The 12,569-nt window shown below is 72.2% G+C and carries 13 protein-coding genes; 5 read left to right on the top strand and 8 right to left on the bottom strand.

Annotation, left to right across the window (positions count from 1 at the left end):
- Positions 1–146: 146 nt before the first annotated feature.
- Together ACWGJM_RS08390 and ACWGJM_RS08385 are read left to right on the top strand one after the other, a co-directional pair.
- Positions 147–833 (top strand): response regulator transcription factor, encoded by a 687-nt coding sequence (locus ACWGJM_RS08390; protein ID WP_453410867.1) that lies wholly within the window; start codon positions 147–149, stop codon positions 831–833.
- A complete protein-coding gene (locus ACWGJM_RS08385; RefSeq protein ID WP_453410866.1) occupies positions 830–2,329 on the top strand; it encodes a sensor histidine kinase in 1,500 nt (499 codons plus the stop codon). The genes ACWGJM_RS08390 and ACWGJM_RS08385 overlap by 4 nt, the downstream gene beginning before the upstream one ends.
- 10 nt (positions 2,330–2,339) lie before the next feature.
- Here the strand turns inward: ACWGJM_RS08385 and ACWGJM_RS08380 are convergent, their stop codons facing one another.
- From ACWGJM_RS08380 to ACWGJM_RS08370, 3 genes are all read right to left on the bottom strand, one after another.
- Positions 2,340–3,881, bottom strand: a complete 1,542-nt coding sequence (locus tag ACWGJM_RS08380; RefSeq protein WP_453410865.1) for an ABC transporter substrate-binding protein — start codon at positions 3,879–3,881, stop codon at positions 2,340–2,342.
- A gap of 198 nt (positions 3,882–4,079) precedes the next feature.
- A complete protein-coding gene (locus ACWGJM_RS08375) occupies positions 4,080–5,393 on the bottom strand; it encodes a metallophosphoesterase (RefSeq protein ID WP_453410864.1) in 1,314 nt (437 codons plus the stop codon).
- 25 nt (positions 5,394–5,418) lie between these two features.
- A complete protein-coding gene (locus tag ACWGJM_RS08370; RefSeq protein WP_453410863.1) occupies positions 5,419–5,658 on the bottom strand; it encodes an SCO4848 family membrane protein in 240 nt (79 codons plus the stop codon).
- Positions 5,659–5,707: 49 nt separating this feature from the next.
- Between ACWGJM_RS08370 and ACWGJM_RS08365 the strand changes: the two genes are divergently transcribed.
- Complete coding sequence (locus ACWGJM_RS08365; protein WP_453410862.1) at positions 5,708–6,955, top strand: D-alanyl-D-alanine carboxypeptidase family protein; 1,248 nt, start codon at positions 5,708–5,710, stop codon at positions 6,953–6,955.
- Here the strand turns inward: ACWGJM_RS08365 and ACWGJM_RS08360 are convergent.
- From ACWGJM_RS08360 to ACWGJM_RS08345, 4 genes are read right to left on the bottom strand one after another with little or no spacing between them, the layout of a single operon-like run.
- Positions 6,903–7,811: a YihY/virulence factor BrkB family protein gene (locus ACWGJM_RS08360; protein WP_453410861.1), complete on the bottom strand. Its 909-nt coding sequence runs from the start codon at positions 7,809–7,811 to the stop codon at positions 6,903–6,905. The genes ACWGJM_RS08365 and ACWGJM_RS08360 overlap by 53 nt on opposite strands.
- Positions 7,799–8,230, bottom strand: a complete 432-nt coding sequence (locus tag ACWGJM_RS08355) for a GtrA family protein (RefSeq protein ID WP_453410860.1) — start codon at positions 8,228–8,230, stop codon at positions 7,799–7,801. The genes ACWGJM_RS08360 and ACWGJM_RS08355 overlap by 13 nt, the downstream gene beginning before the upstream one ends.
- Positions 8,224–9,174, bottom strand: coding sequence for a decaprenyl-phosphate phosphoribosyltransferase (locus tag ACWGJM_RS08350; RefSeq protein WP_453410859.1), 951 nt, complete (start codon positions 9,172–9,174; stop codon positions 8,224–8,226). Before ACWGJM_RS08350 ends, ACWGJM_RS08355 begins: the two co-directional genes overlap by 7 nt.
- Positions 9,167–9,697, bottom strand: a complete 531-nt coding sequence (locus ACWGJM_RS08345; protein ID WP_453410858.1) for a phosphatase PAP2 family protein — start codon at positions 9,695–9,697, stop codon at positions 9,167–9,169. Before ACWGJM_RS08345 ends, ACWGJM_RS08350 begins: the two co-directional genes overlap by 8 nt.
- Positions 9,698–9,830: 133 nt before the next feature.
- Between ACWGJM_RS08345 and ACWGJM_RS08340 the strand changes: the two genes are divergently transcribed.
- Both ACWGJM_RS08340 and ACWGJM_RS08335 read left to right on the top strand, forming a co-directional pair.
- Positions 9,831–11,186 carry an FAD-binding protein gene (locus ACWGJM_RS08340; RefSeq protein ID WP_453410857.1) on the top strand — a complete coding sequence of 452 codons (1,356 nt, stop codon included), beginning with the start codon at positions 9,831–9,833 and terminating at the stop codon, positions 11,184–11,186.
- A gap of 7 nt (positions 11,187–11,193) precedes the next feature.
- Positions 11,194–11,949, top strand: coding sequence for a decaprenylphospho-beta-D-erythro-pentofuranosid-2-ulose 2-reductase (locus ACWGJM_RS08335; protein WP_453410856.1), 756 nt, complete (start codon positions 11,194–11,196; stop codon positions 11,947–11,949).
- Between the two features lie 18 nt (positions 11,950–11,967).
- Here the strand turns inward: ACWGJM_RS08335 and ACWGJM_RS08330 are convergent, their stop codons facing one another.
- On the bottom strand, positions 11,968–12,555 hold the full coding sequence (locus ACWGJM_RS08330; protein WP_453410855.1) for a 2'-5' RNA ligase family protein: 588 nt from the start codon (positions 12,553–12,555) through the stop codon (positions 11,968–11,970).
- Between the last annotated feature and the right edge of the window lie 14 nt (positions 12,556–12,569).

Here is a 12,569-nt window from a genome sequence, read left to right as displayed (position 1 = left end):
CGTTACTTCATCGGTCGGTCCCCCAGGTCCTGGGATCCAGGATCGGCATGGGCACACGCGCGTGGGCACGTGACACGCATGACTCTCAAGGAACTCCAAAGCTCGATCCGCCCCCGCTGTCAGTGGCCCCGCCGATACTGGGGGGCATGACGGCTCCAGGAACCGTGCTGGTCGTGGAGGACGAGGAGAGCATCGCCGACGTCCTCGCCATCGCCCTGCGCTACCACCGCTTCGAGGTGATGACCGCGGGCGGCGTCCGCGAGGCCCTCGCGCTCACCGAGCGCACCCGGCCCGACGCCGCCCTGCTCGACGTCATGCTGCCGGACGGGGACGGCCGTGCCCTGGGCCGTGAACTGCGCGCCCGGCAGCCGGATCTGGCGCTGGTGTTCCTCACCGCGCGCGACTCCCCCGCCGAGATAGTCGGCGCGCTCGGTTTCGGCGACGACTACATCACCAAGCCGTTCGACATCGACGTCGTCGTCGCCCGGATCGGCGCGGTGCTGCGCCGGACCCGTCCGGCCGACATCATCCCCGAGCGCCCGCCCCTCAGATACGGCGATCTGGAGCTGGACGAGACGACGTACTCGGTGCACCGCGCGGGCCGCACGGTCGAGCTGACCCCGACCGAGTACGCGCTGCTGAGGTTCCTGGTGCGCAACGGCGGCAGGATCGTGCCGAAGGATCAACTGCTGCGCCACGTCTGGCAGTACGAGCACGTCCCGCCGGAGTCGACCGTCGTGGAGACGTACATCAGCTATCTGCGGCGCAAGCTCGACGCCCTGGGCCCGCCGGTGATCACCACCCGGCGCGGGGTCGGATACGGGCTCGCATGAGGCCACGCGCCAGGCGCGGGGTGCACTCCCTGCGCGGCAAGCTCACCCTGGCCAACGTCGGACTGCTCGCCGTCGGCATCGTGGTGGCCACCGCGGTGAGTGTGATGGGGATGCGGCACTACCTGATCGGCCAGATCGACACCGAGCTGACCAAGATGCGGGGCTCGCTGGGCAGTTCGGGGCTCACCCTGCAAGAGGTCGACTCACTGCGCGTGCTGGACTTCGTCCGTGACCGCGCCGCGCCCCGGCACGCGGACCAGCAGCCCACACCGGACTCGATCTTCACCGCCGTCGACAGCCGCGGGAAGCCTCTCGTCCTCTTCGACATCCAGCCCACCGAAGCCCAGCGCTCCCTCGCCGCCGCCGTCACCGACCCGCGCGCACTCGCCGCGGACCCCGCCCCGCACGACGTCACCGTGCGCGGCGCCGCCTACCGTGTGACCGCGACCCGCCTCGCCGACGGCCCGTACATCCTGCTGGCGACCTCCACCGAGGCCCTGCGCAACGGCATAGCCAAGGCCCTCAAGCTCGACCTCACCGTCGGCACGCTGCTGCTCGCGCTGCTGTGCTGCCTGACCATGTTCAGCGTGCGGCGCCGGCTCAGGCCGCTGGAGGACATGGTGGAGACCTCGTCCGCCATCGCCGAGGGCGACCTCACCCGGCGCGTGCCCTCCAGCCACCATCCGACGCAGGAGGTCGAGCAGCTGCGGCTGGCCCTCAACTCCATGCTCCACCAGGTGGAGTCGGCGTACCGCACGCGCGAGCGCTCCGCGGCCCAGCTGCGCCGCTTCGTCGCCGACGCCTCGCACGAGCTGCGCACCCCGCTCGCGGCGATACGCGGCTACCTCCAGCTGTACGACAAGGGGATGCTGAGCGAGCCGGGCGAGCGAAAACGCGCCTGGGACCGGATGAACGCCGAGGCCGACCGCATGGGCCGGCTCGTCGACGAGCTGCTCACCCTGGCCCGCCTCGACCAGCGGCCCGAACTGCGCCTGAAGAACGTCGACGTCAGCCGGCTGGTGCGGGAGGCCGCCGAGGACCTCAGGGTGCAGCAGCCGGACCGGCCGGTCACCGTGACCGCGGACGGGGTGCTGCTGGTGCGCGCCGACGAGTCGGGGCTGAGACAGGTGCTGGGCAACCTGCTGGCCAACGTCCGCACGCACACGCCCGCCGACGTGCCGGTGCGGCTCGGTGCGGAGCGCGTGGACGGGGTGGTGCACGCGGACGGAGTGGTGCTCGCGGACGGAGTGGTGCACGCGGACGGGATGGTGCGGCTGTGCGTCGCCGACGAGGGTCCCGGGCTGGCCGAGGAGGACGCGGCCCGCGTCTTCGACCGGTTCTTCCGGGCGGGCGGCGGCGCGGGCAGCGGGCTGGGCCTGGCCATCGTGCAGGGCGTGGTGCACGCGCACGGGGGCGAGGTGGCGGTGCGGACGGCGCCCGGCGAGGGACTCGCGGTGACGGTGACCCTGCCGGAGCGCGCGCCCGTACGGTCGTGAACCGCCCGCGTCAGATCCGCTCCAGGCGCCACAGCCGGAACAGACCGGTGCCGTCGACGAGGTACTGGCCGCCGCCGACGTCCTCGTTGCTGACGACGTACTCCTTGCGCTGCCACAGCGGGATGAGCGGCACGTCCTCGGCCACGTCCCCCTGGAGGGTGCGGAAGTCCTGGGCGACCCGGCTTCGGTCGGCGTACTGCTGGCTCTCCGTGATCAGGTGGTCGACGAGGTTGTTGCTGTAGCCGGTTTTCATCGTGGAGCCGGTGCCGACGAGCGAGGCGCCGAAGGTGTCCGGGTCGGGGTAGTCGGCGACCCAGCCGACCGCCCAGGCGTCCAGCTTGCCGTCCGCCCAGCGCTTCTGGAAGTCGGTCCACTCGTAGCCCTTGACGTCCACCTTGAACAGGCCGCCGGCCTCCAGCTGCTTCTTCAGCTCCGCGGCCTCCTCGGCGGCGGCGCCGCGGCCCTTGCCATAGCCGAAGGTGAAGTGCACCGGTGTGGTGACGCCGGCCTCGGTGAGCAGTTGCCTCGCCTTCTCGGTGCTCGGCTTGGGGTAGTCGTCGAAGAACGACGTGGAGTGGCCGGTGAGGCCGGCCGGGATCAGTGAGTACAGCGGGTCGACGGTGCCGTCGTACACCGTCGCGGCCAGCTGCTCCCGGTCGACCAGCCAGGCCAGGGCACGCCGGACGCGCACGTCGTGCAGCGGGGAGCCCTGGCGGGTGTTGAGGTAGAGGTTGCGGGTCTCGGAGCTGTCGGACTCCGTGACGCGCCGGTCCGGGTCGCTGGCGGACAGGCCGGACAGGACGCTCGGCGGCAGCGTGCGGGTGGCCACGTCGATCCGCTTGGCCTTCCAGGCGGCGTTCAGCTTCCCGGAGTCGCGGTAGTAGCGCAGCTCGACGGGGCGGCCGGTGCCGTTCACGTCGCCCTTGTAGGAGGAGTTCGGCTCCAGGGCGGCCAGCTTGTCCTTGGTGTACCCGGTGAGCCGGTACGGGCCGGTGCCGTCGACCTCGCTGCCGGACCGCAGGCCGTTCGCCGGGTACTTCTCCCGGTCGACGATCGAACCGGCGCCGGTGGCCACCTTGAACGGGAAGGTGGCGTCCGGGGAGGAGAGGTGGAAGGTGACGGTGTCGCCGGCGGTGGTCACCGAGCCGAGGGTGGAGAACAGGGACGCCGGGCCGACCTCGGAGTTGATCTTCTTGACCCGGTCGAAGGAGTACTTCACGTCCTCCGCGGTCATCGCCCGGCCGCTCGGGAAGGTGATCCCGGAGCGCAGTTCGCACCGGTAGGCCGTCAGCTCGCTGCCGACGAACGTGCAGCTCTTGGCCGCGTCCGGCACGGGTGTGACGCCGTCCGGCTCGAAGGTCAGCAGTGACTGGAAGACGTTGCCGAACAGTGCCCAGGAGCCCGCGTCGTAGGCGCCGGCCGGGTCGAGCGAGGTGACGGCGTCCGTCGTGCCGACCGTGATGGTCTTGTCCTTGTCCTCCTGTGACGGAAGCAGCTGCCAGCCACCGATTCCCACGGCTGCCAGAACGAGAAAAGTCGTAAGAATCCGCATGCGAACCGATCGCATGGTGGTGCCCTCCCCAGGCCCTGCCCGAGCCCTACCCAGGCCCTGCACAAAAGCGCCACCCCCTAGTGGCGCGGCTCACCTAACCACACGTGTTTGACGCGGGGGAAGAGCAATCTGCCGAGATGAGAAAGAACTTACCCCGGTGTTGTTTCGGCCGGGTCCCTCAGTTCCTCCACGGGTTGTTCAAAGGGTCGCCAGTTCGATGACCGTGATGTCCGAGGGGGCGCCCACGCGCGTGGGCGGGCCCCAGGCGCCCGCGCCCCTGCTGACGTACAACTGGGTGTCGCCGTAGCGCTCCAGCCCCGCGACGGTCGGGTTGGCGGCCGCCGCGACGAGGTTGCCCGGCCAGAGCTGGCCGCCGTGGGTGTGGCCGGAGAGCTGGAGGTCGACGCCGTACCGGACGGCCTCGTGGATCTGCACCGGCTGGTGGGCGAGCAGCACGCACGCGCGTGCCGTGTCCCGGTCGCCGAGCGCCCGGTGGAAGTCGGGGCCCTGTCCCTCGCTCTCGCCCTGGAGGTCGTTGACGCCGGCGAGGTCGAAGTGCGGAAGTTCGGTACGGGCGTTCTCCAGCGGGCGCATCCCTAGCTCCCGTACCTCCTCGAGCCACTGCTCGGCGCCGGAGAAGTACTCGTGGTTGCCGGTGACGAAGTACGCGCCGCGCCGGGCCCGCAGCCCCGCGAGCGGCGCCGCCGCCGGACCCAGGTCCTTGACGCTGCCGTCCACCAGGTCCCCGACCACCGCGATGAGGTCGGGCTGGGTGCCGTTGACGGTGTCGACGACCTTCTGCGCGAAGTCCCGGCCGAGGACCGGGCCGAGGTGGATGTCGCTGACGACGGCGATCCGGAACCCGCTTGCGGCGCGCGGGAGTTTGGCCAGCGGGACGGTGACCCGTCTCACCCTCGGACCGCACAGCACTCCGTAGGTGCCGTAGCCGACGGTCGCCACGGCCGCGGTGGCGGCGGCGCCGCCGACGACCCGGGAGACGAAGAGGCGACGGGAGGGCGCGAGCGGGGACGTCGCGGCGGGCTCCCCGGACTCCCCGGACTCGCCGGGTTCTCCGGACGCCTGAGGCGCCTCGACTTCCTCGGGAGCCTCCGGCCGCTCCGGTACCGGTACGGCCGCCGGGGCCGCCGCCGCCCGTGCCGGTACGGCCACCGGCGACGGGACGGTTCGCCCATGCCTCAGCGACAGCCGTCGCAGCACGGGTCGTACCGCCTCCCCGGCCACCACCGCCAGCAGCAGGTAGAGCGCCAGGGCCATCCACAGGAAGCCGGGCCAGGCGAGGGTGCGCTGGAGCCAGAACGGGGCGCCGGCGCGTTCGGTGACCAGGGCGGCGATCATCAGCACCGGGCCGGCGACGAAGACGGCCGTGCCCGCGCGGCGTGCCGGGCCGGGGCCCGCCGTCGTGTCGCGGACCAGGCGGCGCCAGACGTACCAGTGCAGGGCCGCCACGACGGCCAGGACCGCCAGGGCGACGAGCGCGAAGACGATGACCACTTAGCCGTGTCCCCCGTTGGTTCCGTTATGACGTCCGGCGCAGTGCGCGCAGTCCGCGCAACCCGATGACCCCGACGACCGTCCCCAATACGAAGGAGACGACCGCCAGCGTCAGGTGCACCCAGAAGTACGCCGTCGGGTGACCGTCGTCGAAGGCGAGACCACTACTGTCCTTGACGAGATTCTTGACGAAAGTGACCCAGATGACCCAGCTCCACACCCCGAAGGCGAGCAGGAACCAGGACACCGGGCGGCTGAGCTTCATACGTTCAGTATCGCCGGGGTCCGTCGGGCGCCGCGCCCGGGGTGGGAGCTTGCTGGTCACGTCGGTCGCCCTGCTGTCCGCCTCCCTCGCCGCGCCCGTCGCCGTCGCCGCGCCGGCCCCTTCGACCAGCCCGTCGGCCCCCTCGACGAGCCCGTCGGCCCCCTCGACGAGCCCGTCGGCCACTCCCCCGGCGGGCATGTCCACGGTCGGCGGCACCCGCCTGGGCCGGCCCGGCACGCAGGTCAACCTCGGCAGCGGTGTCCAGGTGCTGCCCAAGGACGTCACCGCGCGCTCCTGGATCGTCGCCGACGCCGAGTCCGGGGAGGTGCTGGCCGCGCACAACGCGCACTGGCGGCTGCCTCCCGCGAGCACGCTGAAGATGCTCTTCGCCGACACGGTCCTGCCGCGCTTCCCGAAGGCGACCGAGCACAAGGTGGTGCCGGCCGACCTGGCGGGCATGGGCGCCGGCTCGAGCGTGGTCGGGATCAAGGCGAACCACACCTACACCGTCCACGACCTGTGGCTCGGCGTCTTCCTGCGCTCCGGCAACGACGCGGTGCACGTCCTGTCCCGGATGAACGGCGGCATCGGGCAGACCGTCAAGGACATGCAGGCCCACGCCGACGACCTTCAGGCCCTCGACACCCGCGTGCTCAGTCCCGACGGCTACGACGAGCCGGGGCAGGTGTCCTCGGCGTACGACCTGACGCTGTTCGCCCGCTCGGGGATGCAGAAGAAGGACTTCCGGGACTACTGCTCGACCGTGACCGCGAAATTCGGCTCCGAGGAGATCCGGAACACCAACCGGCTGCTCAGCGGCGACACCGACGTCCCGGTCTACCAGGGCATCGCGGGCGTGAAGAACGGCAACACCACCAACGCGGGCGCCACCTTCACCGGCGTCGCCGAACGCAACGGCCACGTCCTGCTGGTCACCGTCATGAACCCGGAGAAGAGCGAGCACAACGAGGTCTACAAGGAGGCCGCCCGGCTCTTCGACTGGGGCTTCCAGGCGGTCGGCAAGGTGCAGCCGGTGGGCGAACTGGTACCGCCGAAGAACGCCGCCCGGGCGGCCACGCAGCCCGGCGCCACCGCGTCGCCCGGGCAGGCGGACGGCACGGGCACCGGCGGGTCGTCGTCGAAGCCGGTGGCCGCCGCCCCCTCCGGCGGCTGGCGCGGCGTCGGCATCGCCGGGGCGATCGCCGGGGGGCTGCTGGTGCTGCTGGGCGGCGGGGCGTTCCTGGTCAACCGCCGGTGGCCGCTGCCGGATCTCGTACGTCGGCGGACTCGTCCCTGAACTCGGCCTCCTTGCTCCCCGTCGCCGTCCAGGCGGCGCAGAACAGGACCAGTTTCGCGGTGAAGTCGATCCACAGCAGCAGGGCGACGGGCACGCCGAACGCGCCGTACATGCTCTTCGAGGCGACTCCCTGGATGTAGCCGCTGAGCAGCAGCTTCAGCAGTTCGAAGCCGACCGCTCCGGTCAGCGCCGCGACGAACAGGCGGTGGCGGTGCGGCTCGACACCGGGCAGCAGGGTCAGGACGTACAGCAGGACCAGGAAGTCGGCGAGGACGGCGACGGCGAACGCGACGACGCGCAGCAGCACGCTGCCCCAGCCGTGTTCGTCGAGGCCGAGGCCGCGGGACGCCCAGCCGACCGCGGCCGAGGCGACGGTGGAGGCGGCGAGCGTGACCAGCAGGGCGCCGCCGAGCCCGATCAGGATCCCGGCGTCCTTGACCTTGCGCAGGAGGGGGTTCTCCTCGGTGTCGGGCAGCTCCCACACCGCGCGCAGGCAGTCGCGCACCTGCCCGACCCAGCCGATGCCGGTGAGCAGCAGCAAGGCGCCCGCGATGACGCCGACGGTGCCGGCGTTCTGGACCAGCGAGCTGATGTCGAGCTGGTCGGAGATGCCGGGGAACTGCTCGGCGATCTTCTTCTCGACGTTCCGCTGCTGGGCCGGGCTGAGCGTGGCGGCGGCGACCGCGGCGGACACGGTCAGCAGCGGGAACAAGGCGATGAAGCTGACGAAGGTCATGGCGGCGGCCAGCCGTGTCCACTTCACCCGGTCCAGACGCTCGTACGAGCGCCACGCGTGCGTGGTCATCAGGCGGGCGACCAGCGGCCCGACGCCGGGGAGCTTCTTCAGCCAGTCCATGATCCGCTTCTGCCCTCGTCTCGGAAGACCAATGTCCGGATACCCCAGAAGCGCAGGACTGTGGCCAGCGCCATGCCGATTCCGGCGCCGGAGACCGTGTCGGCGCGCTGGGAGGTGAGGCCGAGGCCGTAGTGACTGATGGTGAGGCAGAGGAGCTGGACGAGGGCGCCGGCGAGGTTCACGGCGACGAAGGCGGCGTACGGGCGCAGGCCCCTGGCCCGGGTGTCGCGGTAGGGGCCGAGGGCGTTGCCGGCGTACGCGACCGTGCAGCCGGCCGCGAAGGAGAGGGACTTGGCGGTCAGCGGGTCGCAGGCGGCGGGGCCGCGCAGGCAGGTGAAGAGGGCCAGGTCGGTGGCATACGCGACGAGGCCCACGGTGGCGAAGCCGAGCAGTTCGCCCCGCCGCACCGGGGTCACCAATTGGCCACCGCCAGGCCGTACATGACCAGCCAGGCCGCGCCGATCAGGGTCAGGGCGCGGTCGTGCAGGACCACTTCCTCGGGCTCGCCCGCGATGCCGCGGTCGGCGAAGACGGCGTACCTGAGGATCGCGAGGACGAAGGCGGCCATGGACAGCTGCCGCCAGGGCAGCACGCTCGCGTGCGGCACACCGCCCTCCTCCAGCGCCCACATGCAGTAGGCGAGGACGGCGACGCCGGCCGCAAGCTGCCAGACGAAACGCAGGTAGCCGGTGGTGTACTCGGTGAGCAGCGCGCGTGTGGCGCCCGGATGTGCGGCCATCTGCACGGCCTCGGAGTAGCGCTTGGCCGACACCATGAACAGCGCCCCGAAGCCGGTGGTGATCAGGAACCAGCGGGACGGCGTGATGCCGAGCGCGACCCCGCCGATCACCGCCCGCATCAGGAAGCCGGTGGTGACCACGGCGAGGTCGACGACCAGCACGTGCTTGAGGGTGAGGCAGTACGCCAGCTGCATGCCGATGTACGCCGTCAGCACGGCGGCGACGGCCGGCGAGGCCAGCCAGACCGCGCCCGTCGGCCCGAGCACGGCCAGCGTGCCCCCGGTGGCGTAGGCGACGGGCACGGGGACCCGGCCGGCGGCGACGGGGCGGCGGCACTTGGTGGGGTGGGCGCGGTCGGCCTCGACGTCACGGGCGTCGTTGATCAGGTAGACGGCGGCGGCGCAGGCGGTGAAGAGGGCGAAGACCAGACAGACCTGGGTGAGCGCGTGCCGGGAGAAGAGCCGTCCGGCGGCGGCCGGGGCGGCGAGGACCAGGATGTTCTTGACCCACTGTTTCGGGCGGGTGGCCTTCAGCAGGCCGCCCAGGAGGCTGCCCGGGCGGCGCGGGGGTGAGGGGGGCCGCCCGTCGGCCGGGCGGTGTTCCAGGAGCGCGACATCAGCCACGGGCGTTCTCCCTCATCCAGCGCGCTCCCGCCCGCGCGGTCAGCACCCCCAGGGCCGCGCCCGCCGCCACGTCGGAGGGGTGGTGAACGCCCAGGACCAGGCGGGACAGGCACATGGCGGCGGCGAGCGGCGGCACCACGTACACCCTGAGCGTTCCGAAGGCGACCGCGGCGGCCCCGGCGGAGGCGGCGTGCGAGCTGGGGAAGGAGTACCGGCCGGCGGTCCGCACCAGGGGTACGACGTGCGCGGGGCGCGCGCGGCGCACGATCCGCTTCACGGCCATGCTGGCGAGGTGCGCGCCCGCGACGAGCGCCGTGCCGCGCAACCAGGGGCCGCGCCGAGCGCCGTCCACGGCGGCTCCGGCGAGCCCCGCCGTGAGCCACAGCGCGCCGTGCTCACCGGCCAGGGACAGTCCGCGGGCGGCGGACGCCACCCGCGGGTCGGCACCGCGGGCGTGGAGTGCAGAAAGGATCCGGTGGTCCAGGTCGATCCGGTGGTCCAGGTCGCGATCCATGTCGTCCATGTGGATCCACTGTTCACGCCCGGGTCGCTTTGATTACGGCAATATTGAGCGACATCCCATTAATCACCCATTTCGGGGAGAGAGGGAATGTTCCACAACTAGTGGCTCACACAGGGGCGATACGGTCGCCGACATGCCTGGAGACACCGTCTGCGTCACGGGTTGGGGCCGCACCGCGCCCACCGCCGCCCGGCTGGTCCGCCCGCGGACCCGCGAGGAGGCCGTGGCCGCCGTCCGCGACTGCGGGGCCCGGGGCGGCATCGCACGGGGCCTGGGGCGGGCGTACGGGGACGCGGCGCAGAACGCGGGCGGCGCCGTGCTCGACATGACCGGCCTCGACCGCGTACACGCGATCGACGCCGACGGCGGGACCGTGGTGTGCGACGCGGGCGTCTCCCTGCACCGGCTGATGGAGGTGCTGCTGCCGCTCGGCTGGTTCGTGCCGGTGACCCCCGGCACCCGCCAGGTGACCGTCGGCGGGGCGATCGGCGCCGACATCCACGGCAAGAACCACCATGTCTCCGGCTCCTTCTCCCGCCATGTGCTGTCCCTGGAACTGCTCACCGCGGACGGTGAGATCCGCACGGTGCGCCCGGGCACCCCCCTGTTCGACGCGACCACCGGCGGCATGGGCCTGACCGGGGTGATCCTGACGGCCACTCTGCGGCTGCTGCCGGTCGAGACCTCGTACATGTCCGTCGACACCGAGCGGGCCGCCGACCTCGACGACCTCATGGCCCGGCTCGCCGCCACCGACCACCGGCACCGCTACTCGGTCGCCTGGATCGACCTGCTCGCCCGTGGCGCCGCGACCGGCCGTGCCGTTCTCACCCGCGGCGACCACGCGACCCTGGAGGCACTCGGCGAGGGCACGCGCGCGTGGCGGCGCCCGCTGTCCTTCCGCCCCCGGCGGCTCCCGGCCGCGCCCGCCCTCGTACCGGAGGGCCTCCTCGGCCGAGCAACGGTCGGATTGTTCAACGAGATCTGGTACCGCAAGGCGCCCCGCGCGCGGACCGGCGAGCTTCAGCCCCTCTCCGTCTTCTTCCACCCCCTGGACGGCGTCCCCCACTGGAACCGGATCTACGGCCGGGCCGGCCTCGTCCAGTACCAGTTCGTCGTCGGACACGGCCAGGAGGAGACCCTGCGCCGCATCGTGCACCGCGTCTCCGAACACCGCTGCCCGTCCTTCCTCGCCGTCCTCAAGCGCTTCGGGGACGCCGACCCGGGCTGGCTGTCCTTCCCCGTGCCCGGCTGGACGCTCGCCCTCGACGTCCCGGCCGGGCTGCCGGGCCTCGGGACCTTCCTGGACGAGCTGGACCAGGAGGTGGCCGCCGCCGGCGGACGCGTCTACCTGGCCAAGGACTCCCGGCTGCGTCCGGAACTGCTCCCCGCGATGTACCCACGGCTCGACGAATTCCGGGCACTGCGCGCGGATCTGGACCCGAACGGGGTCTTCACGTCGGACCTCTCCCGTCGGCTCAACCTCTAGGAGTGTCGTGAAGGACGCTTTCGGAATCCCCCAGTCGCTGCTCGTCCTCGGCGGTACGTCCGAGATCGCGCTGGCCACCGCGCGCCGGCTGATCACCCGCCGCACCCGGACCGTCTGGCTGGCGGGCCGCCCCTCCCCCGCCCTGGAGCAGGCGGCCGAGCAGCTGCGCGCCCTGCGGGCCGACGTGCGCACCGTCGCCTTCGACGCCCTCGACCCCGAATCCCACGAGACCGTGCTCGGCAAGGTCTTCGCCGAGGGCGACATCGACATGGTCCTGCTCGCCTTCGGCATCCTCGGCGACCAGGCGATCGACGAGCGCGAGCCGGTCAACGCGGTCCGCGTCGCGCAGACCAACTACACGGGCGCCGTCTCGGCGGGGCTGATCAGCGCCCGGGCCCTCCAGACGCAGGGCCACGGCTCCCTGGTGGTGCTCTCCTCGGTGGCCGGCGAGCGGGCCCGCCGCTCGAACTTCATCTACGGCTCCAGCAAGGCCGGCCTCGACACCTTCGCCCAGGGCCTGGGGGACGCGCTGCGCGGCACCGGCGCGCACGTCATGGTCGTACGCCCCGGATTCGTCCGGACGCGGATGACCGCCGGCCGTGCGGAGACCCCCCTCGCCACCACGCCCGAGGCCGTCGCCACGGCCATCGAACTGGGGCTCAGGCGGCGCTCGGAGACGGTGTGGGTGCCGGGGGCGCTCCGACTGGTGATGTCGGCGCTGCGGCACGTACCGCGCGCGGTGTTCCGGCGGCTGCCGATCTAGGGTGCGCCCGCCGCAGGACTACCGGCTGGTGGTGGGGATGGTGCCCCGGTCCACGGGTGTCGCCTGCTGGGGCACCACGGCGCCGCCGCCGAAGGTGAACTCCCGCAGCTTGCGCCACACCCCGTCGGTGCCCTGCTCGTGGAGCGCGAAGCCGGTGCAGGCCCACTCGGCCTGGAAGTCGGCGAGCTCCTCGAAGGCGCGGTCCATCGCCGCTTCGTCGATGCCGTGCGCCACCGTGACGTGCGGGTGGTACGGGAACTGGAGCTCACGGGCGACGGGACCGGAGGCGTCGCGGATCTGGCGCTGCAACCGGGCGCAGGACTCGGCGCCCGCCGCGATCCGCACGTAGACCACCGGGGACAGGGGCCGGAAGGTGCCGGTGCCGGACAGCCGCATCGGGAACGACCGGCCGGCCGTGGCCACCTCCGTCAGATGCGCCTCGACGGCCGGCAGCTCGGTCTCCTCGATCTCCGTCGGCGGCAGCAGTGTGACGTGGGTGGGAATGCCGTGAGCAGCGGCGTCGCCGAAGCCCGCGCGCCGCTCCTGGAGCAGGCTGCCGTGAGGCTCCGGGACCGCGATCGACACGCCGATCGTTACGGTCCCCACGTCGTCTCCTGTCG

Source organism: Streptomyces sp. NPDC054834 (assembly GCF_053611185.1).
Note: the sequence above shows the minus strand (reverse complement) of the source record. Positions and strands in the feature narration are given on the sequence as shown.